11 protein-coding genes are annotated in these 25,975 nt (G+C 36.9%); 9 read left to right on the forward strand and 2 right to left on the reverse strand.

The features are described 5' to 3' along the window. The first annotated feature begins 50 nt into the window (after positions 1–50). From DR871_RS04415 to DR871_RS04440, 6 genes are all read left to right on the forward strand, one after another. On the forward strand, positions 51–14,534 hold the full coding sequence (locus DR871_RS04415; RefSeq protein ID WP_113664678.1) for a T9SS type B sorting domain-containing protein: 14,484 nt from the start codon (positions 51–53) through the stop codon (positions 14,532–14,534). Positions 14,535–14,579: 45 nt separating this feature from the next. Continuing rightward, the gene (locus DR871_RS04420; RefSeq protein WP_113665446.1) at positions 14,580–15,542 is read left to right on the forward strand and encodes a PorP/SprF family type IX secretion system membrane protein; all 963 of its coding nucleotides are present in this window, start codon (positions 14,580–14,582) and stop codon (positions 15,540–15,542) included. A gap of 441 nt (positions 15,543–15,983) precedes the next feature. Continuing rightward, positions 15,984–17,171, forward strand: a complete 1,188-nt coding sequence (locus DR871_RS04425; protein WP_113665445.1) for a phosphoglycerate kinase — start codon at positions 15,984–15,986, stop codon at positions 17,169–17,171. Between the two features lie 299 nt (positions 17,172–17,470). Continuing rightward, entirely contained in the window at positions 17,471–19,516 is a 2,046-nt protein-coding gene (locus tag DR871_RS04430) for a LysM peptidoglycan-binding domain-containing protein (RefSeq protein WP_113664676.1), read from the forward strand. 48 nt (positions 19,517–19,564) lie between these two features. Further along, positions 19,565–20,542: a DUF4837 family protein gene (locus DR871_RS04435; protein WP_113664675.1), complete on the forward strand. Its 978-nt coding sequence runs from the start codon at positions 19,565–19,567 to the stop codon at positions 20,540–20,542. 44 nt (positions 20,543–20,586) lie between these two features. Next, positions 20,587–21,033 carry a GNAT family N-acetyltransferase gene (locus DR871_RS04440; RefSeq protein WP_113664674.1) on the forward strand — a complete coding sequence of 149 codons (447 nt, stop codon included), beginning with the start codon at positions 20,587–20,589 and terminating at the stop codon, positions 21,031–21,033. A gap of 1 nt (position 21,034) precedes the next feature. Here the strand turns inward: DR871_RS04440 and DR871_RS04445 are convergent, their stop codons facing one another. Both DR871_RS04445 and rnpA read right to left on the reverse strand, forming a co-directional pair. Continuing rightward, on the reverse strand, positions 21,035–22,666 hold the full coding sequence (locus tag DR871_RS04445) for a S41 family peptidase (RefSeq protein ID WP_113664673.1): 1,632 nt from the start codon (positions 22,664–22,666) through the stop codon (positions 21,035–21,037). A gap of 109 nt (positions 22,667–22,775) precedes the next feature. Next, the gene (gene rnpA, locus DR871_RS04450) at positions 22,776–23,186 is read right to left on the reverse strand and encodes a ribonuclease P protein component (protein ID WP_113664672.1); all 411 of its coding nucleotides are present in this window, start codon (positions 23,184–23,186) and stop codon (positions 22,776–22,778) included. A gap of 125 nt (positions 23,187–23,311) precedes the next feature. Here rnpA and DR871_RS04455 point away from each other — a divergent pair, with 125 nt between their 5' ends. From DR871_RS04455 to DR871_RS04465, 3 genes are all read left to right on the forward strand, one after another. Further along, positions 23,312–24,046 carry a lysophospholipid acyltransferase family protein gene (locus DR871_RS04455; RefSeq protein WP_113664671.1) on the forward strand — a complete coding sequence of 245 codons (735 nt, stop codon included), beginning with the start codon at positions 23,312–23,314 and terminating at the stop codon, positions 24,044–24,046. A 10-nt stretch (positions 24,047–24,056) separates the two neighbouring features. After that, entirely contained in the window at positions 24,057–25,046 is a 990-nt protein-coding gene (locus DR871_RS04460; RefSeq protein WP_113664670.1) for an acyl-ACP desaturase, read from the forward strand. Positions 25,047–25,136: 90 nt separating this feature from the next. Continuing rightward, positions 25,137–25,790, forward strand: coding sequence for an HD domain-containing protein (locus DR871_RS04465; protein ID WP_113664669.1), 654 nt, complete (start codon positions 25,137–25,139; stop codon positions 25,788–25,790). Positions 25,791–25,975 lie beyond the last annotated feature (185 nt).

A 25,975-nucleotide genomic window follows, 5' to 3' on the forward strand; every position in this document is an offset into this window, starting at 1 on the left:
TTCCCTTTTTTTGAATGAGAATCAAGCAAGTACCCAAATAAACTAATACCATGAAAAAAACTACTTTTTTAAAAAGAGTATCTTTAGTTAATACTGCGATTATTTTCATAAAATCATTTTTATTGTCCCGAAAGGATGCAACACCTCACATTGCAAATGCTAAGAAGGTTCAAAGAGGATTTGCTTTGCAACTAATTTTATTGTTTGCCTTTTCAATTTTAATTGGGCAAACATCGTATGGGCAGATAAAAACGCCTTTTGCACCAAGATTAACGGGGGGCAATATTAAGGTAAAGGGTGATGTTTTATTAATTGGTAATAGTATAATCGGAGGAACCACAACATTACCAATATTTAGTCCGGCAGGAGATCCAAATGGCACTATAACAAATCAAACTGTTTTAACTGCTCAGGCAAATGCAGATTATGATGGAGCAGCGAGTAATAACGCATCGAACGTTGAATATATAGATATTGATGCTGATAACAGCACTTTTAGTTCAAGTTCGGCTAACTTATTAATTAACAATAGCTGTAAAAAAATTGTTTTTGCGGGATTGTATTGGACTTCTATTTATCCTAATGATAGAGGTACAGATGCTACAAAAGATTTTGTTGGGACACAAAGGAAAAATGATTGGAATCAAGTAAAATTTAAGGTTCCTGGTGGGGCTTATGTTGATTTAGTAGCAGATAATTCTGCGGATCCAGTAGGGGATGAAGATCAAATTATTTACGATGGATATGACCCCGTAAATATCAACAATTCATTCAAAGATTCTCCAATTATTTGTTATAAAAATGTAACAAGCCTGCTTTCTAATTTAACAAATGCCGACGGGACTTATGTTGTTGCAAACCTTAGAGCTACTCTAGGCAGAAGAAACGGTGGTGGAGCAGGTGGATGGACATTGGTTGTTATCTATGAAAGCCCAACTATGCCAAGTAAATTTATTTCTGTTTTTGATGGTTATGCTGGTGTTCAAAGCACCGTTACATTAAATATACCGGTATCAGGTTTCAAAACTTTACCAGCCCCTTTTCCTGTAAATGCAAGAATTGGTGTAGCTGCACTTGAAGGTGATTTGGGAATCAAAAACGATAGTTTTCAGTTTCGCTCGGGTCCACCGCCACCAGCAAATCCTGCTGCTTTATTTACAAAAGTTTCTAATACATTAAATCCAAGTGGCCCTAATTATCCAACGGACGGAAATGATAATTTTTTTAATTCCACAATAACTTTTCTAAACAATCATGTCACCAATAGGGTCCCGAAAAGTAAAAATACAATTGGTTATGATATTGATGTTTTAGATATTCCAAATGCATTAAATGCAGTAATTCCCAATGGTGAAACACAAGGTACCTTGCGACTTACCACTACAGGAGATGGCTACGGAGCCTTTCTTACGACTTTTGCTGTTGACATTATTGAGCCCGCTATTTTACTGACTAAAGAAGTAAAAGATGAAGCAGGTCTAGATGCAAGTAATAAAGACGTTATTCTTGGAGAAGCATTAAACTATATTATCGGTTTTGAAAATCAAGGGAACGATGATGCGACAGGTTTTACAATAAAAGATATTTTACCTAAAAATATTGTTTTTAATTATCCAACGGATATTGATTTAGCATCTTTACCTACTGGCGTTACGCATTCTTATAATGCAACCACCAGAACAATAATTTTTAACATTCCGGATAATTTAGTAAAAAAGAATTTAACTCCGGGACCACCCTTTGTAAGATACGAAATACGATTAAAAGTTAAAGTAGTTCCTACCTGTAATGATCTAAGTGATGCCTGTGAAAATATTATCCAAAACACAGCTTACGCTACTTATAGAGGAATCACAAATCCTACTCAAATTACAGATGATCCAAGCCTTTCCTCCTTTACAGCATGTAATCTAGGCAGTCCGCAAGCGACAAATTTTTTGGTGGGTGTAAAAGATTGTAAGTTTACTAAAAATGAAGTTTTATGTGGAGCCAGTGCTACTATCTCAGCTTCAGATGGATATGCTAGTTACAGTTGGACTGGTCCTTTCGGTTTTACCGCAACTGGACAAACAGTTACGGTGACTCAACCAGGTGTTTATAAAATTTTTGGTGTAGGGAACAAACCATGCACGGATTACAATGAAGAAATCACTGTAGCTACTTTTGGAGGAACTACAACCAATCCAGTAAGTGCTTATGCTGACAACAAAGAACCCGATGGAAGTATTGTGGTTTGTCCCAATAATGGAAAAGAATTACCAAAAATATTTCTTTGTGGTTTAAATGATTCTCAATTAATTAATACGGGTATCACAGGCGCCACGAGTATAGTTTGGGAAACAACCACTTGCGCAACTCCTGTAGGACTATCTGATTTGTGTGCAAATGAAGCCCTGAGCTGTTCATGGACTTCGGCAGGACCAAATGGACAATCGTTCTTAGCCAATACAGCAGGTCAGTTTAGAGTAACCATAAATTATGCAGGAGGTTGTTTTAACAGGTACTATTTTAACGTATATCAAAATGTTTTAAACCCAACTGTAGACAAAAGGGATATTGTATGCACCACTCCTGGAAAAATCACGGTTAATAATGTTCCATCATCAGGATATGAATACAGTATCAATGGAACTAATTATCAGTCTTCAAATACATTTAATATTACAACTCAAAACACCTATACTGTTTATGTGAGACAAGTTGGTATAGCAACTAATCCTTGCGTTTTCACAGTAAAAGATGTTTCGATAAGAGCCAGAAACTTTACATTGACGGCAAACGCATCCCAGCCACTTTGTTTTGGTGACAAAGGAAATATTCTTGTAGTTGCAAATGACGTAGAACCACAGTATACGTTCAATATCTATGCAACGGGCGGTACAACACCTATCAATACTTCAGGATTACAGTTGGGAAATCAATTTACTTTTTTTAACTTGAGTTCAGGTATATATGATGTAGAGGCAATTACCCAAGATGGCTGTTCTAGAAAACAACAAATAACAATAGATACACTTACCCCGTTGACAGCACAAGCTGCAGTAACGAAATCATTAACATGTACTGATGGTGAAATAACGGTTACTCCTCAGGGTGGAACATCTCCTTACAATTATTCAGTAAATGGAGCGCCATTTGTTACCAGTGAGATCATTGCAGTAACAGCACCCGGCGGTTCTTATAGTATTAGGGTAGTAGATAAAAATAACTGTCTTTATACCATTCCAACACTTACAGTAAATCCTATCCCGAAACCCGTTTACAATACAACCAGTACCAATATAAATTGTTACGGATCTAACTCGGGAGAAATCAAATTTAATGTGACCAATGCCAATGGCTACACCTTGGCGTATAGTATTGATAATGGAGCAACACCGTATGTGACCAATGGGACGTTTTCTAGCTTAGCCCCAGGCACCTATAAACCAATTTTAAAATATACTTTAAGCGGAGTAGATTGTTTCGAGACCCAACCTGATATTATTATTACCGAACCTGCAGCAGCTGTTACCGCCTCAATGGGGGTATCTGAATTAGCTGGCTGTGGTCCTTTGCGCGAAGGCAAAGTACGTATCACCAATCCGCAAGGAGGTGTCGCGCCTTACCAATATAATTTTGGTAATCCAGCGAATCCGTCCGATTGGACTACGGTTAATGATGCATTTAAAGCACCAGGAACGTATACGCTATATGTAAGAGATTTGAATAAGTGTGTTTTCAGTGCCCAAGTAATTGTAGATCCAGAACCAGTAGCGCCAGAAATCAAGGTAGATACGCCTGTAGATTTCAATTGCGATGGTACTGCAACCAGCACAGTGACCATCAACAATCCTGGAGGTACATCCTATACGTATGATTATTACTTAGACGGGACAAAAAACACAAATGTACCCAGTAATGTTTTCATAAACGTTACACCTGGTACACATGCAGTCCGAGTAGAATATAAGGTGGGAACTGTACCTACTTTCAGTAATTTATTAAAAGAGGATTTTGGTGTTGGTGAGGATGTAACCTCTCCAGGAATGAATAGTGCGTATTGTTTTGAAAGACAAGTTACTGCTACCCAATGTAGGTCAAGTATACAAATTAATGATGGGGATTACTCTGTAACAGCTCGAATTGTCTCTCCTTTTACACCTTGGGTAGCTGCTAGAGATCATACTTCTAATGCAACTGTTGCAAAAGGGAGATTTCTTGCCGTTAACATTGGTGGATTCGCAGGAGCCGATGGTGTGCTGTACAGTAAACCAATCAAAGATATTATACAAAACCAACCCGTTTCGGTATCAGTTTATGCTATGAACTTATTAGAATTAGTGAATAGTCAGGAAGATCCAGAATTGCTTTTTCAATTGGTGAATGGAGCAGGTGTTGTAATTGCTTCTCAGTCTACTAATAAGATTCCAAAAACAGTTAAAAAAACAAATCCAGACTGGATTAATTATTCTTTGACACTTAATCCATTAAATAACACCAATTTAAATTTTGTTATACGTTCAAAAAGTATTGCAACTAGCGGAAACGATGTTGTTATTGATGATATCAATGTTTTTCAACTTCCAAAATCATGTATTACAACCAAAGATTTCACGGTAGTAGTTCCAACGGGAAAAGCATTTACTGCACAAATTGCAGGCAGCAAAAATGTAACGTGTAACGGTTTAACTAATGGTGAAATCACTATTAGCGCTACTAATATTGATGCAACGAAAGGATTTCAATATTCTATTGATAACGGAACGAATTGGAGTGCTGCTTTATTTACGTCACCAGTAACGATCTCCAATTTGGCAGGAGCGTTGTATAAAGTAATCGTTCGTCCTGTAGGTTCTTCAGTAGCATCTTGTAGTAAACCGTTTGATGTTACTATTTCAACTCCTACTGCAGTAACAGCTAATGCCTCGATCACAACACTTGCTACTTGTACTACCGGAGCTACTATCACCGCAGTTGGCGGAGGTGGAACACCTGCGTATCAGTATGCGTTGTATCAATCAGATGGAACAACAGTAGTTACCGGTTTCAATAACAATGCTAATTTCACTAATGTACCGGCAGGAAGTTATACTGTTTTTGTTCGTGATGCTAATGGTTGTACAAATCCTGTTGGAGTTGTGGTAAATGTAACAGCTCCACCGGCATTGACGGCGACTTTAGCTACTACAACTGATTATTGCTACACGACCGCTAATCCAGCAACTCTAGATGTAACCGTTACCGGTGGGACTGGACCGTTTACTTATAAACTAGATGGAAATGCAGCTATTAGTTCCGCTTTGACTTCATACTCCTTTGCCAATGTAACACCTGGCACACATACCATTTTGGTAACCGACAGCAACAATTGTACATCTACTATTTCTAATGTCGTTATTGCCCCACAAATTGCTTTCAATGTAATTTTAATCAATGATTTAACTTGTTTAGTTGATGCTACTATTGATACTCCAGTGGTTACTAATGGCAATGGAGGACCATATACCTATATTGTTGCTCATAATGGTGGTGCTGCAACTGCCGCTACATTCCCTTATACTGCAACTACTCACGGTACGTATGTGTTTACTGTAACGGATAGCAAAGGCTGTACGGCTAACAGTAATATTATTACCGTAACGGCAAAAACCACTCCAGTGGCTAGCCCAAGCAGAACAGATATTACTTGTAACAATGCCAACGACGGAACCATTACTGTAACGGCTTCGGCTGGTTTCACAAGTGCCTATACCTATGCCATTAGATTAAGTACTGATGCCACTTATGGTACTCCTCAAACCACGAATAAATTTACTGGTTTGGCTGCAGGAGTGTATTATGTTATAGTAATTGATAGTAAAGGGTGTCCTTCCGCAGAAGTTCAAGTTTCGATTGTGAATCCTACAGCTTTAATAGTTTCAGCTTCGGCGACAACTTTTTCTTGTAGTGCTACTAATACTAAACAAACCGCAACGGTAACTATTGATGTACCTACAACGGGAACTACTCCATATAAATACAGTTTTAATGGAGGTAGTTTTACTAACACCAATACACTTATCGTAAACGATAATGGATCCGATCAAACCATCAATTACGCAGTAAGAGATGGTAGTAATTGTGTTACTACAGGTAGTATAATTTTGGATAAACTGAACCCACCAACGATAACTACAATCGCTCATACTGACATTTACTGTTTTCCAGTTTTAAGACAAACGTCTGAAGTAACGGTAACAACTGCAAATGGTGCATTACCTTTAACATATGTGATTATCTCAGGACCAGAAATTAATACTTCAGGTGCAACTACTGGAATCTTTACAGGATTAACTGCTGGTACTTATGTGTTTAAAGTTACGGATGACAATGGTTGTTTTGCGATCAAATCTCATAACGTACCAGCACTAACCCCAATTGCAGTTACTGCGACTAAATTGACCGATGTGGATTGTTTTGGAATCCCTACTGGTTCTGCACGATTTACCGTTTCAAATTCTAGTGGAGGTCCAGGAAGTTATACAGTGGTAACTTCTCCTGTCATTCCGCCAGCTCAAATCGCAATTGTGAATGATGTTTATACTATTACGGGTCTTGCAGACGGAAATTATAATTTTAGTGTTACTGATAATACAACAGGTTGTACCGATTTTAAATCTGTTACTATTTCACAACCAACAGCGGCTTTAGGATTAAGTTTAGTGTCGAATAAAAATGCGAATTGTAATGTAGCTAAGGCTAGAGTGGAAGTTTTGGCTAATAACGGAACACCAAGTTATACGTATGCTTTCATGCAGGATGGTGTAGCCCCATCTGCAGCTAATTATACTGCTAGTGCAATTGCTAACTTGAATCCAGCAACTAACTTGAATTGGGATGTTTGGGTAAAAGATAGTAAAGGATGTACCGTAAAATTAGATGTAGTTATTGCTACTGATCCAACACCAACCATTACTGCTTCAGCCACAGGACAGTGTTTAGGAGTAGGGACTTTTACTATTACAGCGAATAACACAACTCCATTAGCAGGAATTGTAACGCCTATTACCTACAGTTTAAACGGAGGTGCATTTCAAGCAGGGACTAGTTTTACCATTACAGCATCAGGTTCTTATACCATCAGAATGAAAGATGGAAACGGTTGTATTGTCTCAAGCAATACCGTTGTGGTAGCCCCACAATTAACCTTGAATGCGGTTTTAAACAAAGACATTACGTGTGTTATAGGTGATGAACCAGCAAAAATTACTGTAACTCCAAGCGGAGGATCAGGGTCATTTACTTATGCTATTACAACACCTGCATCAGAAACATCAAATGTAACTGGAGCAACTACAGGTGTATTTACCACAAGTGTTCCTGGTAATTATACCTTTACCGTGACTGATACTGCTACAGGTTGTACCTATACAACTACAACGGCTATTGCGGTAACCGCAAAAGTTGATCCAGATATAACTAGTGTAACTCAAACAGCAACTATTAATTGTAACGGTGACGATACTGGAGCGATCAAAGCTATTTATAACTCATCACTTGGTTTGGCTCCTTTCCAATTCAGTATTGATGGAACTACTTTCCAAAATTCGGATACGTTTACTGGACTTTCAGCGGGTACTTATACGGTAACGATTAGAGACGCAAAAGGTTGTACTGATACGGGATCGATTACTATTACGGAGCCAACTCCAATGGTAATTGTAAAAACTGTAGTACCTATACAATGTAACCCAGGTTTTCCCGGAACATCCAAAGGCTCTATTATTATTGATATGATTACAGATGGCGTAAGTACAGTTGGTGGTTCAGGTGGAACTGCACCCTATACGTATTATGTAACAGGAATTAATGGATATAATGAATCTGAGCCTAATCCAGGTAATATTTCCTCAACATTTGATATTGTTGATTTTGGATTGTATCAAATTAGAGTTGTGGATGCTAATGGATGTACTGTTATTGAAAATGATGTAAAAGTTGCATCTGATCCAAAAGATTTAGATATTGTTATCAATACAACAGCTGATTGTACCCTTGGAGGTACGGCTAATATCGCAGTACTTGGTTCATTGGTTAGTTCAGGACCTTTCCATTTTAATATTTACAGAGGCCCAGGTCAAGTATTCACAGCTGATGGTACTGATGGATGGCAAGGTGAAAACCCTGCCGGAACAAAAGGAACTATTTTCACAGGATTACTTCCAGGCGTAACCTATACATTTATTGTATATGATGCAGCCACTTTATGTTATTACTATGAAACAGCTGCAACAGCTGTTCCAACAAATACTCTGCTTACGGTTACTAATGTTCTAGGCAATAACATCAGGTGTACAGGTGATACCAACGGAAGTGTAAATTTTGATATTAATAACACCTATACATCTTCTGTAAATGTATCTTATCAAATATATGAAGCCTTTACAAATATATTAATCACAGGTGCAAACGGTACAGGTACAATTGCTGCCGGTGGAACATTATTAATCACTGATTTTGGAGTTTCATTACTTCCTGTTGGAAGCTATTATATTCTAGTTCGAGAAACTGCTGGACCAAATGTAGGTTGTAGTATAGCGTCTATTAATTTTAATATTTTGGAGTCACCAGTAATACTTACTGTTACTGGAACAATTATAAAAAATTCTAACTGTACAGATAATGGTATTATTACAGCACTAGCTGAAAATGGTACAGGGCCTTACACCTATCAAGTAACTGCATCGGCTGTTCCACCATTAGCTACAGACACTAACTGGGTTTCAGGTAACACGTTTAATAGACCAGGTTCATTAACAGGTATAACGTATTATGTGTATGCTAAAGATGCGTATGGCTGTATTCAATCCGATGATGTTATCTTACTACAAGATGCGCCACCAACAATTGCACTTCCAGCGACTATTTGTTATAATGGTACACCATTTACTATAGATTTATCTACGGTATCTTCAGCTACTATTTTACCTGCAACTTATAAAGTAGTACCAAGTACTAGTTCAGGTACTATAGCCTACCAAAATGGAGCAATTTTTACGTTCAATGCTGCAGATACTTATAGATTGTTCATCAAAGATGGTAATGGTTGTGAGGCTTTTGTAGATTATGTTGTACGTCCTCAGTTGCAACTTTCTCCTTCTTTGGATAAAGCATTAGATTGTAACTTGCCTACACCAAATGCAGCTGTTAAGGTTGAAGCGTTAGGCGGAGCAGGAGCGGGTAGTTATACCTATACCATTACTGCTGGTTCAGTTGGTAATACGACAGGTGCAACTACTGGAATTTTTACCGGTTTAGATGCAGGAAATTATACTTTTGAAGTAAATGATGGTGCGTGTACCGCAACTGCAACATTTACTATTGATCCGTTAGTTCCAATTGCTCCTACAGCAACAGTTAACATTCCTCTATGTGTTGGTGACAGCGCCAATGTGGAGATAAATGCTACTGGAGGAACAGGCAATTATGAGTACAAAAAAGGTTTGGCAGGGGTTTATTCTTCTTCAAATATTTTTACACAAACAGCCTTAGAAGGTGCGGTTACCTATTATGTAAAAGACACTAACGATTGTGAATTTACAGTTGATGCTTCTGTAGTAGATCCAACTGCACTTGGAGTTCCTACAATTGCGGTTACTCCATTGACTTGTGGAACTGGAAACATACCAAATGGAGCAGCGATTATTGTTACTGCATCTGGCGGAGCAGGAGGATTTGAATATAGTTTTGATAATGGAGCTATTTATTCCTTTAGCAACAGTATTACCAATGTAATTGCTGGCACTTATGAAATAATCGTAAAAGATGCTAATGGTTGTGAATCGGCTATGCAGTCTATAGTTATTGCCCCATTAGATCCACCAACAAATATGGATATTGCAGGCACTCCAATTTATTGTGTGCCGCAAGGTTTAGGAGATGTAACAAGTACGGTAACAATTAGTAACCCGCAAAATGGTGTTGCTCCATTTACGTATCAAATTATTTCGCCTATAGCAGCTATTATAGACAATGGTAATGATCCTGCATTCACTGGATTAGCGCCTGACACTTACGTATTCCAAATAACCGATGCTAACGGTTGTACCTATCAAGAGTCGTTTACGGTTGATCCAGTTACAAACATCACGGTGGCGGCCTCGGCTACTACGGATGTGACTTGTTTTAATGCAGGTAATGGTTCGGCTACTTTTGATGTGGCTAATTTTGGAGGTACTTTCTCAACGTCAATTAATCCAACTGTTTCGTTCACACAGATTGCAAATCAAGTTTCTCTTTCTAATTTAGTACCCAATACATACACGATTACAGTAACGGATGATATTACTGGTTGTCAGCAATCAGCTGATGTTACCATTAGTCAACCTGTACTTGCTTTAGATTTTACAGCTACTGCAACGAATATTAATTGTAATAATGATGAAGCTACGATTACAGTTCTAGCTACAGGAGGAACACCAACGTATAAATATGCGGTGCTTCAAAGTCCTTCTTCAGCACCGGCGTCAACTGCTTTTGGATTAAGTAATTTACTTACCGTAGATACAAACAGTGGAGCCAATATGGTCTGGGATGTGTATGTGATGGATGCGAATGGTTGTTCAATTGATAAACCACAAACTATTAATTTAGATTTAAATCCATCAAACATTACCGTTGCACCATTCAGCGAATGTCCAGATCCAATAAATGGAACGTATACATTTACGATCAATGCTCCAACAGGAGTTGGTCTATTTGAATATAGCATTGGTGGTGGTTTCCAATCGAGTCCAACTTTTGTAGTCAACGCTCCAGGCAGTTATGATGTAACTGTGAAAGATGCTAACGGTTGTCCAACAACAGTACCAGCATTAGTGGTGATTCGTCAACCACTTATTTTAACGCCAACGGTTACTACACCAGTTTCTTGTGCAACGAATGACGGGGAAGTGTCAGTTAGTAGTACTGGTGGTTCAGGAAATTATATGTATAAAATTGATGGAGGTGCATTTGCTTTAGTAACTTCGTTCTCTAATTTGGCCTCTGGTCCTCATAGGATTACTGTTCGTGACACTACTACATTGTGTGAAGTTTATGTCGATATTGATTTACAAGTAGCGACGCTTATCACCGGTTTTGATTTAGCTTCAACCCCAGTAACTTGTAACGGAGGATTTGATGGTACGATTACAGCTACTATGGATACTCCAACACTAGGCGTAAATGATAATCCAGTTTATACGTATACATTAACAGGAACGTCAATTACAGGAGCACCTGTAAATTTGGGACCACAACCTTCACCTTTATTCAGTGGATTGGAAGCTTCTGACAGCGTTGGATATACTGTAGTAGTAATTTCTGCAAGAGATTGTGATGATACTAAAACCATTGTTGTTACTCAGCCAGATCCAATTCTAGTACCAGCTATAGTTCCAGTACAGTTCGGTTGTACAACAGACAATACAGGGAACTTAGCTACCATTACGGTAACAGGAGTAACAGGAGGTTCAAATATATATTTGAATTATGAGTTTATCAAAGTTGGAACAACAACAAATACACAAGTTCAATTTGGTGCCAGCAATGTGTACACTGAAGCCGACTTAACCGGAGGTTCTTATATCGTGAATGTATATGATGATAAAGGATGTATTGGTACTACTACAGCTGCAATTACAATTGATCCTTATATTGCTTTAGACAAAGTAAATGTGGTGATAGACCAAGCAATAACGTGTAATAACCTTGAGGATATTACGGTTTCGGTTAACTCAATTGGTGGTACACCTGCCAACTTGCAGTTTACGGTTCAGGATGTGATCTATGATACGGCTACAGGTACGATTCCTACTTACGGTTCTTTTTATACTGATGATCAGATAGTGACGATTCCTAGTGCTAATTTTGTTGATTTGCCAGTAGGAAATTATATAATCACGGTTAAAAATTTAGATACCAATTGTGAAATCATCGGTGTACACTATGTAAACGAACCAAATACTTTCGACCTTACCATTGATACCGTTGTGGATGTGACTTGTTTCTCTGATACTAACGGAAGTGTGAATGTCACTTTTGTAGATCGTTTGATTACAACGGCTCCGGTTAACGGAGATGATGCAGGAGCATTTACGTATACTTTACAAGATGCTTTAGGAAATGCATTTCCTGGAGGAACTTCAACAAATGCTGGACCAATCACTATTTCAGGTTTGGCTGCAGGGACTTACACCATAACGGCAACGTTATCGCAGTCGCCTTCTTGTACGGTGTCTAAAAACTTTACGATTACAGGTCCTACAGAAGCACTGGATATTACGGAAACCCATACCGAAATTACGTGTGTTACCGGTAATAACGACGGAACAATTTCAGTAACGGCTGCTGGCGGATGGCCAGGTGCGTATGCATATGAATTAGTGGCACCAACTGCTGCGCAAAACGTACAGTATTCAGCTCAAACACAGTTTACAGGTTTGACAGCAGGAACCTACACGATAAATGTAAGAGACAGTAAAGGTTGTGTGGATTTTGTAACGGTTACGTTGGCAAATCCTACTCCAATTGTTGCCACTGCAACGCCTAGTACAACATTGGTAAGTTGTTTTGGTGATACGAGCGCTACGATTACTGCGGGAATACCTACAGGTGGATCAGGCAATTATTTATACAGTTTAGTAACTACTTACAATAACGGTACAGTAACTACTGATGGTCCGCAAGTATCTAATACATTTACAAATTTAGGCGCAGGAAGTTATCAGGTACAAGTATCTGATTCTTGGACTTGTTCTGCATTATCAGCTGCTATCTTCATTACTGAGCCTGCAAAAGTAACAGCAAGCTTAGCATTGGCCACAGCCATTTCATGCGATGTAGATGCTACACTTACGTTAACTGCTTCAGGAGGAACTGCACCATATGAGTACAGCACAACTTCAACCTTTGGAACGGTTATAGCGATGACAGGTAATACTGCTACATTCTCTGTGCCGGTAGGAACCTACAATTATTACATTAGAGATATCAATGGATGTGAAAGTTTTATATCAAATGACATCACGATTGATACAGTTCCTGCTTTAGTGATTGATGTAAATATTCAAAATGCAGTCATCAACTGTAAAGGAGATGATTCAGGAGTCATTGTTGCTACGGCGCAAGGTGGTTTAGGCAATTATGTTTACACATTATTAGATGGCGCAGGTAACGCATTGTCATTTACACCGGTGCAAACTTCTCCAGGGAATTTCACAAATCTTCCGGCAGGATCGTATCTGGTAAATGTAGTCAGTATGGATTGTGAGGCACGAACTGTAGTTCCAGTGGTCATCACAGAACCGGATTTCCCTCTTACAGAAAGTCATGCAGTGACTAATATTACTTGTGCAGGTGAAGGCGACGGAAAAATTGTGATAACGGCTTCTGGTGGAACAGGAATTATAAAATATGCCATTTCACCGGATTTAAACCAGTTTTTTGAGTCTAATGTTTTTGATAATTTAAAACCGGGTAGCTATGATTATATTGTTCAGGATGAGAACGGTTGCTATATATACACAACTGGAGTAATTATTACTGAGCCAAATTCTATTATCGTGACTACCATTCCGGGTACAGAGATTCCGGAAGTATGCGCGGGTGATGCTGATGGTGCATTTAGTATCAATATTACAGGAGGAAGCGCTCCTTACAGCGTAAGTCTTGATGATGTAAACGGAACATACACTCTGGGAATCGTTGGTCAAACGCAATTTGATTTTGCTAATCTATCAGGAAGTGAGCATATTGTTTATGTTCGTGATACTAATAATTGTACCTCGGAACATACCGTGATTTTAGGAGAAGCGGTGACATTAAACCCAAAGGCGACTGTAAATTACGATTGTGTTAATAATAGTGCCAGCAACTCCGTAACAGTTACGGTAGATGCCAGTAACTTGCCAGCGGATCTAGATTATGCATTAGATGGATCAACAACGTTCCAAGCCAGTAATGTGTTTACTAATTTAATGGCAGGACGACACACGATAGACGTAAGACATACTAACGGATGTATCAAACAAGTTGTATTTGACGTTTTACAAGTAGATCCATTAACATTGACCCTTGCGGATGGTGGCTTAAACGAAATTGTAGCTACTGCCACAGGTGGTGGTGGAAATTACCAATACACGTTAGACGGAGAATCGTACGGTAATAAAAGTAACTTTATTATTTACAAATCTGGAGATTATACAGTAACTGTTACAGATGTAAATGGATGTACGGCAACGGCTACCCGATATTTTGAGTTTATTGATATCAAAATTCCAAATGTATTTACACCAAATGGAGATGGTAATAATGATACTTGGGCACCTACCAATACGATTAACTATAAGGATTTAGTATATGATGTATTTGACAGATACGGTAGAAAATTAGGTTCTTACAGAGAAGGTCAATTTTGGGACGGTAAATACAATGGTACCGAATTACCTTCAGGGGATTACTGGTACGTCATTAAAATCAGAGATGTGAAAGATGCACGTGAATTTGTTGGACATTTCACATTGTACAGATAATGGTAAACGGAAGGGCTTATGTTATCTCAAAATAAAATTATTAAAATGAAAAAAATTATAGTATCATTTTTTCTCTTGACTGTAGCTTCGAGTTACAGTCAGGAGCTAAATTTGCCCGTTTTTACACAATACTTAGCGGACAATCCTTTTGTTATTTCACCCACATTTGCCGGGATAGGAGATAACCTTAGAATCAGAGCTAACGGATTGACCCAATGGGTAGGTATCAAAGACGCTCCGAACAATCAGTCTGTCTACGCAGATTTTAGGATTGCAGATCAATCTGGAGTAGGTGTATCGCTCTACAATGATAAAAATGGGAATACCAGACAAACCGGTGCCAAGGCTTCATTTGCCCATCACATCATTCTGGATTATTATTCTAAACAATACTTATCTTTTGGTATTTCATACAATATCAATAATTTTAAGATTGATGTAAATGCACTCGATCCTATAGATTTCGATCCTGCAATTACTAATAACAGGTTTATTTCGAATAATAACTTTGATGTTGGACTACTCTACAGAAACAAAAGTTTTTATTTAAGTTTCAATGCCAGTAATATTTTAGATAAAGACATTGACAATTTTAGCGGTATAGAACCTAGTCTTTTGAGAAACTATCAGGTGTATTCCGGATATGTTTTTAGAAACAGCGGTAATAATAGAGCAGAGATTGAACCATCAGTTTACTATCAATTGTTTGCCAGTGACAGACGTTCCAGTACCGATATCAATATTAAGTACCGAAAATATAATCGTTATGATGATTACTACTGGGGTGGAATATCGTATCGATTTTTGAATGATCAAATAGGAAAGCCACTAAATGTAGGGCCAATGGTTGGTTTTAAGAAGTCTAATTTCTATTTTGGGTATTCCTATCAGGTGACTCTTAACGAGCTTTCGGCATACAATTCAGGAACACATGTGGTTACGATAGGATTGGATTTTCTTCAGGGAATCAGTGACTGTCCTTGTACTCAAAGTCCGGTTCACGACTAAGAACCTTCTTTTTTAAGAATATATCCGATACGTTTTTCCAGCGTGTCGGATTTTTTGTTTAAAACCGTTTAACATCCGTATACCATTAATTTGTAATGATTTTTTTTGAAATCGAGCGCAGTCGAGAGGTCATAATAGTTCTCGACTGCGGGAACTGATAATGGAATACTTTACAACTCATGAAAGACATAAAGTACAAAGCAACTTATTCTCTTTGTTTTGCATTTTAAATTCCTTAAAAAGCCTTTAAATGAGTTTTTGAAGCGTTTTTTGATACTCTGGGTGCATTAAAGATATTTATAAAATCGAATGTAGCTTTTTATAATTTACATCGTTTTCGTTGCTGAAAATTGATTTTATATGGTTTTCTCTAATTTAATACTACTTAAAAAGTTCTATATTTGTTACTCTTTCAAAAAAAACAAACTAAAAAATAGACTGATGAAAACGTTAAGTGATTTCAATTTTGCAAATAAAAAAGCCATAATTCGTGTTGATTTTAATGTGCCTTTGGACGAAAATTTCAATGTAACGGATGCTACTCGTATCGAAGCGGCAAAACCTACTATTGACGCCATTCTTGCTCAAGGCGGAAGTGTGATTTTGATGTCGCATTTAGGCCGACCAAAAGGAGTGGAAGAAAAATATTCTTTGAAACACATACTAAAAACAACTTCAGAAGTTCTTGGTGTACCTGTTCAATTTGTTTCTGATTGCGTTGGTCCAGATGCTAAAGCAGCTGCTGAAAAATTGGAGGCTGGGCAAGTTTTATTATTGGAAAATTTACGTTTTCATGGCGAAGAAGAAGCGGGTGATGTTGCTTTTGCAAAAGAATTAGCGTCACTTGGTGATATTTATGTAAACGATGCTTTTGGAACAGCACACAGAGCGCATGCTTCAACTACAATTATTGCACAGTTTTTCCCAACGGAGAAATGTTTTGGATTGTTATTGGCCAAAGAAATTGAAAGCTTGAACAAAGTTTTGAAAAACAGTGAAAAACCGGTAACAGCAGTTCTTGGTGGATCTAAAGTGTCTTCTAAAATAACCGTTATCGAGAATATTCTGGATAAAGTTGACCACATGATTATTGGTGGAGGAATGACCTTTACGTTTGTGAAAGCATTAGGCGGTAAAATTGGCGATTCTATCTGTGAAGATGACAAGCAAGAATTAGCTTTGGAAATTTTGCGTTTGGCTAAAGAAAAAGGGGTTCAAATTCATATTCCTGTTGATGTTGTAGCGGCAAATGCATTTTCAAATGATGCCGAAACAAAAATCGTTGATGTAAAAGAAATTCCTGACGGTTGGCAAGGTTTGGATGCAGGTCCAAAATCATTGGAAAACTTCAAAAAAGTAATCATGGAATCTAAAACGATTCTTTGGAACGGACCATTAGGTGTTTTTGAAATGGAAAATTTTGCCAACGGAACCATTGCTTTGGGTAACTTTATTGCAGAATCTACTGCAAATGGAGCGTTCTCTCTTGTTGGTGGAGGTGATTCAGTAGCGGCAGTAAAACAATTTGGATTGGAAGATAAAGTTAGCTACGTTTCTACCGGTGGAGGAGCGATGCTGGAAATGCTGGAAGGTAGAACTTTGCCTGGAATTGCAGCTATTTTAGACTAAAACTTGTATTGAAAAATCATTATAAACCGTTTTATTGGTACTAATTAAAAAGCAAAAAAACGGAATCAGGATTAAAAAGAAAACCTTAGCGATAGTACTTATTGCTGAGGTTTTTTTGTGAAATTTCAGAATTTGATTTTTTAAAGTGGTTTTGCCTTTCAAAACAACGAAAATTATTCGCAAATGAATCAAAGATTGCATTTTTAACAATATTTATAGAAATTTTTAGTTTAAACCTATTAAGTTTGTAAAAACAAGCTTTGTAATCATTTGTAATATAGGTCTTTGATCGTAAAAATATGAATATAAAAAATACCACATTATCACTTTTGCTGCTGTTATCGTCGCAATTGTTTGCTCAAGAAAGTTTTGAAAATAAAGAAATTTCAAGATTCGAAACAAAATTATCCTACTTAGATTCCATCAAAAAAACGTTCGTAAAAGACGATTTATCCGCTTGCGTAGATAGTTTGTGGATGAAGGAATTGACTAATTTAGATTTGTACAACACCATTTCGGATGATATTAAAAATGTTAATATCGATGAGAAAATTGAGTACGAATTATCAACCGAACTTCTCAAAGAAAGATTGGCTGCAATGGATGCGAAATCGCCTTTCAATATTGAATACAATCAAGGATTAGAAAACATCATCAAATCATTTTTGAAGAATCGAAAAAAATCTTTTGAACGTTTAATGGCGGTTTCAGAGTATTATTTTCCTGTTTTTGAAGAGGCTTTAGCCAAACAAAATGTCCCATTGGAAATAAAATATTTAGCTATAGTAGAATCCGCTTTAAATCCTAAAGCAGTCTCTAAAATGGGGGCAACCGGATTGTGGCAATTTATGTATCAAACCGGAAAACAATATGGATTAAAGATTGATTCCTATGTGGATGAACGCAGTGATCCTTTGAAAGCCAGTGAAGCAGCTGCCCAATACATGACTAATATGTATCGAATATTTGGTGACTGGGATTTGGTTTTGGCCTCCTATAATTCAGGCCCTGGGAATGTTTCAAAAGCAATCAGACGCTCCGGCGGTCAGCAAAATTATTGGAACATCAGAAAAAATCTTCCTAAAGAAACACAGGGATATGTTCCGGCTTTCCTAGCAACGATGTACATTTATGAATACCATAAAGAACACGGTATTGTTCCTAATAGAGCAGCAATCAAACATTTTGCCACGGACACCATAATGATTAAGAAGCAAATGACTTTCAAGCAAATATCTGATTTGTTGGATGTTCCCGTAGTTCAATTGCAAGTTTTAAATCCATCGTATAAACTGAATGTGATTCCGTTTTATCACGACCAAAATCATTATTTGAGATTACCTCAAGAAAAAATTGCTGTTTTTGCGTCTAATGAAGATCAAATTTATGCGTATACACAATATGAATTGGACCAACGCGAAAGACCCTTTCAAGTATCAAAAGCAATAGTAGAAAAGGATACTTCCAGTTATACGATTCAGCGCACAATACAGCCTAAAGCTTCTTATTATAAAGTAAAACGAGGCGACAATTTATCGGCTGTAGCCAATAAATACGATGTTTCTATTTCCGAAATCAAGAAATGGAACAACCTGAAAAGTAATACTCTTGCTTATGGAAAAAGCCTGAAAATTATAACAAGCCAGAGTGTTGCTCGATCAATCAAGGAAGAACCGAAGGTTGATGCCGTAGTCTCAAAAAACAAGTCTTTATTGGCTTCTGAATCAAAAAGCGGTAAAGAAGAAAAAATAAATACTAATTCAGGACCATTAACAACGGATTCCGCTACACTTTATGTGGTTCAAAAAGGAGACAACTTGGGAAGTATTGCTGAAAAATACGAAGTGACGGTTGCCGAAATTCAAGAATGGAATGGACTTTCAAATGATACGGTACACTACGGAACGTCATTACAAATTGCCAAAACTGTGTTGGATTCTAAGAAAGAGCTGACTTTAAATCCGGAAAGAAAAGACATTGAATATGTGGTTTTGAAGGGAGATAATTTAGGCAATATTGCTAGTAAATTCGGGGCTTCAGTCGTTGATTTGAAACAATGGAATAATTTACCTGACAACACGATTACTATTGGTAAAACATTAATTGTTGCCAAAGATGAACTTGCGATTGTCACGGATAAAGCAACCGTTAATTCCTTCAAGAGTAAATCAAATGCAAGTTCAGCAGCTAAAAAATTCAGCGCTGATTATTATGTTAAAAAAGGAGACTCTTTGTTTAGTATCGCAAAAAAGCACCCTGGTGTAACCATTTCCGACTTAAAAAAATGGAATGGTATTCGCAGTGAAGATATTAAACCCGGAATGAAGTTAAAAATTAACGGATAATAGAAGAAACTTCTATAAATTTGGGTTTTATTTTATAATTGAATTATAATGAAAAAAGCCCATTTTTTATTTCTTTTCGTTGCGCTACTATTGTTTTCCTGTAAAAAAGAAAATGATCATTTACCGCGTAAAACGACCGGTAAAATCAACACTATTTCGGTAATTATTGATGATCAGTTGTGGAATGGAGATATTGGGGACAGCATCCGAAACAAATTTGCATCGCCAGTGATAGGTTTGCCTCAAGAAGAACCTTTATTCAACATCAATCAATATCCAGTCAAGCTTTTAGAAGGATTTATGACGGATACCAGAGCGATTATTGTGGTCAAAAAAGCGGAAGAAAACAAGTTCGAAATCCGAAAAAATCAATACGCATCACCTCAAAACGTATTTCATATATCGGGTAAAACAGCAACAGATATTATCGATTGCATCGAAAAAAATGCTCCCCAAATGATTCAGATAATCAAAGAATCTGAAATAGCCGAAAGTCAAAGAATAAACAGGCAGTCATTAATAGATCCTAAAGTAATTGAAAATAAATTCCATGTTTCATTACAAATTCCGTCCGGTTACGCTTATGTGCTTCAAAAAAGCAATTTTATGTGGCTAAAGAAGGAACTCATCGGCGGAAATACCAGCCTTTTAATTTATCAGGTTCCCTTAAACACAATAAAAAAAGAGGCTGATTTAATTTCCGGTATTATCAAAATGCGCGATTCCATTGGGAAATTATACATTAGCGGAAAGGAACCGGAGACGAATATGATTACTGAAGAGGCGTATGCACCGTACCTTTTTAAGATTAATCTGGATGGGAAAGAAACCTTTGAAACTAAGGGAACCTGGCAGTTGAACAATGATTTTATGTCTGGACCTTTCATCAATTATGCTATCATAGATGCCGATTATAACCGAATTTTAGTTTTAGAAGGATTTTGTTACGCGCCTTCAAAAGACAAACGAGATTTGATGCATGAATTGGAATCCATTATAAAATCAGTTGTTGTTGCAAAAAGGTAATCTTAAATTTCTTTTATTTGCATTCTAAAAAACATACAAAAGGCATGGCAATACAATGGAAAATAAAGGCGTTTGACGCACTTTCTGTTCACGAATTATACGATTTACTGCGTTTGAGAAGCGAGATTTTCGTGGTGGAACAAAACTGTGTTTACCTCGATCTTGATGGAAAGGACAAAGTGGCTTTGCATCTTATTGGAGAATTTGAAGGTAAAATTGTCGCACATTCCAGACTTTTCAAGCCGGGAATCAGTTTTGACAATGCCTCAATTGGCCGAGTAACGGTTGATGCAAATTACCGAGACAGAAAATGGGGGCATGACTTAATGCGGGAATCAATTGCCGGAATTGCACATCATTTTGGCGAAAGCGAAATCACTATAGGAGCACAGTTGTATCTGAAAAAATTCTATGAAAGCCATGGTTTCGTGCAAACGAGTGAAATGTATCTGGAAGACGATATTCCACATATTGAGATGCAACGCAATTAATTTACATTTTCAAAATTGTTTTATAGTCTGCGTTATTCAAAATACTTACTGATCTCTTAATTTCAGAGTTGTTTTTGGTGTAATAGTGAAACAATCCTTCCTGATATTGATAGCGTTTGATGATTTCATCGACCATTAGGTTTTTGATTTCTTTTTGGTTTTTGTCCAATAAAGTATTTTCACTTTTCTGCAGTGCGGCTAACAATTGTTGGTATTCTGCCTGAATTGATTCATCCAGTTTTTCTTTTTTGGCTACAGCCAAAGTGTTTTTCAATGCCAGTTCCGTTTCCGTGTCAAACGAGAATTTTTGCACTTTCAAGGACTGTTTGAAATCTAAATAATCTGTATCCGATATAACCGGAATCTTATTTCCTAAATTCGGATTTTTATAATAATACGCCGTGGCATAGTTGAATATCCCGTCGTTGCGAAGCAAAGCATTCGTAATTGGACTAGATTTTGTTTCTTCCATTTCCACATCCGGCTGAATTCCTCCACCATCATAAACGGTTCTTCCTTTTCTAGTTTTAAAAGCATTGAAATTCTTCTCTTCTGTTTTTATTGCCATTCCATTTTTGTCTTTTCGAGAGTAATCCAAAGCTTGAATGCATCTTCCAGACGGCGTGTAATAACGGGAAATAGTTACTTTTAGCTGCGTTCCAAACGTTAAGTCTACCGGTCTTTGCACGAGTCCTTTTCCAAAACTGCGGCTTCCCACCACCACAGCGCGATCTAAATCCTGAAGTGCGCCAGCGACGATTTCTGATGCCGAAGCACTACGGCCGTTAACAAGAATAATCAAAGGAATTTCAGTATCTACAGGATCTTTGGTTGTTTTGTAGGTGCTGTTGTGTTTCTCTATTTTTGATTTTGTAGTAACGATAATCTCATTTTTTGGAACAAATAAATTACAAACATTTACGGCTTCATTCAAAAGTCCGCCCGGATTATCTCGTACATCTAGTATAATGCGTTCCGCACCTTCTTTTTTGAGTTGTTCCAAAGCTTCTTTGGTTTCCAAGGATGCTTTTTTGTTAAAATGTGACAATACGATGTAACCCGTTTTGTCGTCTATTTTTGCGAAAAAGGGAACTGATTTGATTTCGACTTCGTCCAGAATAATCTGTGTTGTATTTACTTTTCCCTGACGAATGTATTTGACGTCAATTTTCGTGTTTTTAGTACCTTTAAAAAGCTGAGAAGCTTCATCTTTAAAATCATACAAAAGTACATCGCCCACCTGAATAATTTCATCTCCGGCCTTTAAACCTGCTTTGTCGGCAGGAAAATCTTTATAAGGTTCCTTGACGATTAATTTGTCTTCTTTCCGAGTCAGTAAAGCGCCTATTCCGGTATATTCCCCGGTGTTGTTTATTTTGAATCGCACCACATCCTGCTCGTTAAAATACACGGTGTAAGGGTCTAAATTAGCCAACATTCCTTTAATGGCTTTGTCCATTAGTTCACCAGGATTGGTTTCATCGACATAATTGCGATTCAGTTCCTTGAAAAGTGTGGTGAATATCTCGATTTGCTTGGCGATTTCGAAAAAATCATCTTTGAAACTGGTTCCAATAAACAGAAATGCCGAAGCGACAACGGGAATTATGAATTTTTTTTTGAAGAAGTTCATAGGTTTAATTAACTAATTTTGAAGTCACTAAAATAACAATAAATCACCAAATAATGATGTATAGCGGAATCTAAAGATAACTTTGTTCAATTTATAATCGGTCAAATATTTAAATTTCAGAATTAGAATCGCTTTCTGATGCTGGTTTTTTAATGTTTTGAGCAATAAACTTCTCAAACAACTGAATGGTTTTAGTATTAATTTCCTCGTATGTCAAGCGGTCTTTAGTTTGGTAAAAAAACATAAAGGAATATGGTTGGTCCAGATTGTCAATCAAAAGGTGTTTGTTCAGGCGATAGGTTTCGCGCAGTACCCGTTTGAAATAATTGCGGTCTACGGCTTTCTTAAAATTCTTTTTGGAAACAGAAACACCCATTTTTATTTTTTCACTTTCGTTCAAAGAACCGGCTTTATAAACCAATCGCAACGGATATTTAGATACTGATTTCCCTTCGGTAAACAATAATCCAATGGTGATTTTACTTTTTAGCTTTTCGTTTTTTGGGTAAGTGAAGTTCATTTTAATAGAAAAAATTCTTAGATTTTGACTGGCAAAGTTACGATTAAACGTTGAGCCTGTATATTGTTTCGGATTTAAATACCGCTAAAAATATATTTCTTACTTTTACGGCAAATTTTTAAAGCATGCAAAAACTGATTTCGTATCCCATTTCCGTAATTTATTATTTATGTTTCGGTCTTACTTTGGTTATTTTTCACCCGATACAATGGGTTTGCTTCCATGTTTTTGGCTATCAAGCCCATAAAATAAGTGTCGATTATTTGAATTTTTTCTTATTGAGATGCACGAATCTTTTGGGGACAACATATAAATTTGAAAACAGAGAAAGCATTCCAAAAAATGTTCCTTTAATTTTTGTGTCCAATCATCAAAGTATGTATGATATTATTGCGATGATTTGGTTTTTCCGCCGTTTTCATTGTAAATTTGTCAGTAAAATAGAATTAGGAAAAGGAATCCCAAGTGTGTCTTTTAATTTACGTCACGGAGGTTCTGTTCTTATTGATCGAAAAGATCCCAAACAAGCCATTCCGGCCATCAAAGGTTTAGGAGAATATATTGAAAAACACAATCGTTCGGCAGTTATTTTTCCGGAAGGAACACGAAGCAAGACGGGAAAACCAAAAGAGTTCTCGCAAACTGGTCTTAAAATTTTATGCAAGAACGCACCTTCGGCATATGTGGTTCCAGTAAGTATAAACAACTCTTGGAAAATAGTTAAATACGGTTTTTTCCCATTAGGTTTAGGAAATCGCCTTACCTTTGTAGTACATAAACCTTTAGCGGTTAAGGATTATGATTTTGCTGATTTAATGGAAAAAACAGAAACAGCAGTAGTTCAAGGAATAAAAATTTAATTTATATATAATGTCAATAAAAAACATTCGATTAGAAGTAATGCAGTTTTTGGAAAAAAACGTAGACAGCTTTGTCGATCAGTATCTAATTCCAGTGGAGAAAATATGGCAACCAACTGATTTTTTGCCTAATTCCCAAAGCGATACTTTTTTTGATGAGGTCAAAGAATTACGTGAAATTGCAAAAGAATTACCGTATGATTTCTGGGTAACGTTAGTAGGAGATACCATCACTGAGGAAGCTTTACCAACCTACGAATCCTGGTTAATGGACGTAGAAGGAATTGATAACGTAGAAAGAAATGGATGGTCTAAATGGATTAGACAATGGACTGGTGAGGAAAATCGTCACGGTGATTTACTGAACAAGTATTTGTATTTATCGGGTCGTGTAAACATGCGCGAAGTAGAAATGACAACGCAGCACCTTATCAACGACGGTTTTGATATTGGAACCGGAAGAGATCCATACAAAAACTTTGTGTACACTAGTTTTCAAGAATTAGCGACATACGTTTCACACAACAGGGTAGCGCAAATGGCGAAGAAATATGGGGATAACAAGTTATCTAAAATGTGTAAAATGATTGCTGGTGACGAAATGCGCCATCATCATGCGTACAGCGAATTTGTAAACCGAATTTTCCAGATTGATCCAAGTGAAATGATGCTTGCGTTCCAATACATGATGAAAGCAAAAATCGTTATGCCGGCACATTTCTTGAGAGAATCCGGTGAAAAAATTAGCACTGCTTTCGAACAGTTTTCTGATTCGGCACAACGAATTGGGGTTTATACTGCAGCTGATTATGTGGATATTATGCAAAAATTAATTGACAAATGGGAAATTGATAAGATTTCCGGTTTGACAGATGAAGCAGAAAAAGCCCGTGATTATTTGATGAAATTACCGGGTAGAATGGCGAAAATATCTGAAAGATTAGTCATTCCACAAGAATCACATATCTTCAAATGGGTTGAGCCAGCTTTAGTACGATAGATTTTTGAGTTCTAAATAAAGAATTGAAATGTTGGATTTTGAAGTTGGAAAACTTTGAAATTCAACATTTTTTTTAAAATATAATAAACAATGATAAACCCTGATTTAATAGACAAAACGATTCTTTTTGTAAAAGAAAAATTAGAAAATGCCGAAGGCGGACACGACTGGTTCCATATCGAAAGAGTTTTTAAAAATGCTCTTCTAATTTCAAAAAATGAAGTTTGTAACAGTGGAATAGTTCAATTAGGTGCTTTGCTTCATGATATTGCCGACAGTAAGTTTCACGACGGCGATGAAACCGTTGGCCCAAGAATTGCCCGAGAATTTTTAGAATCAGAAAATGTTGATGAGGAGATTATCACTCATGTGGTGAATATCATTGAAAACATCTCCTACAAAGGCGGTAATTTCGAAAAGAAATTCTCCTCCATAGAATTAGATGTGGTTCAGGACGCAGACCGTTTAGATGCGATTGGTGCCATTGGAATTGCCAGAACATTCAATTATGGCGGATTTAAAAATAGAGTTCTATACGACCCTAATATCGCTCCAAATTCCAGTATGACAAAGGAAGAATACAAAAAGAATGATTCTCCAACGCTTAATCATTTTTACGAAAAGTTATTACTCTTAAAAGATAAGATGAATACCCAAACCGGAAAACAAATTGCACAAGAAAGACACCGTTACATGGAAGGATTTTTGGTGCAATTTTATGCGGAATGGGAAGGGGAGAAATAAGCAGGTGATAGGAATGTAGTATCTTTTTTTAATTTTCGATTTCGGGAATACTTATAATACGTTGATTATTATGTAATTTAGCAAATAGTGTAAGGCCTAATTTTATCTGTAAAATAGGTCTTTTTACTTTTTTATAATTTTTAAAAAAACGCAATATTACATAGTGATTTTATAAAAAGAGATTT

It is taken from the genome of Flavobacterium petrolei (assembly GCF_003314435.2).
Lineage (GTDB): Bacteria > Bacteroidota > Bacteroidia > Flavobacteriales > Flavobacteriaceae > Flavobacterium > Flavobacterium petrolei.

What these genes read in the sequence shown, in the direction of transcription:
- DR871_RS04415 (WP_113664678.1), top strand. Translation starts at nt 51, where the DNA reads ATGAAAAAAACTACTTTTTTAAAAAGAGTATCTTTAGTTAATACTGCG.
- DR871_RS04420 (WP_113665446.1), top strand. Translation starts at nt 14,580, where the DNA reads ATGAAAAAAATTATAGTATCATTTTTTCTCTTGACTGTAGCTTCGAGT.
- DR871_RS04425 (WP_113665445.1), top strand. Translation starts at nt 15,984, where the DNA reads ATGAAAACGTTAAGTGATTTCAATTTTGCAAATAAAAAAGCCATAATT.
- DR871_RS04430 (WP_113664676.1), top strand. Translation starts at nt 17,471, where the DNA reads ATGAATATAAAAAATACCACATTATCACTTTTGCTGCTGTTATCGTCG.
- DR871_RS04435 (WP_113664675.1), top strand. Translation starts at nt 19,565, where the DNA reads ATGAAAAAAGCCCATTTTTTATTTCTTTTCGTTGCGCTACTATTGTTT.
- DR871_RS04440 (WP_113664674.1), top strand. Translation starts at nt 20,587, where the DNA reads ATGGCAATACAATGGAAAATAAAGGCGTTTGACGCACTTTCTGTTCAC.
- DR871_RS04445 (WP_113664673.1), bottom strand. Translation starts at nt 22,666, where the DNA reads ATGAACTTCTTCAAAAAAAAATTCATAATTCCCGTTGTCGCTTCGGCA.
- rnpA (WP_113664672.1), bottom strand. Translation starts at nt 23,186, where the DNA reads ATGAACTTCACTTACCCAAAAAACGAAAAGCTAAAAAGTAAAATCACC.
- DR871_RS04455 (WP_113664671.1), top strand. Translation starts at nt 23,312, where the DNA reads ATGCAAAAACTGATTTCGTATCCCATTTCCGTAATTTATTATTTATGT.
- DR871_RS04460 (WP_113664670.1), top strand. Translation starts at nt 24,057, where the DNA reads ATGTCAATAAAAAACATTCGATTAGAAGTAATGCAGTTTTTGGAAAAA.
- DR871_RS04465 (WP_113664669.1), top strand. Translation starts at nt 25,137, where the DNA reads ATGATAAACCCTGATTTAATAGACAAAACGATTCTTTTTGTAAAAGAA.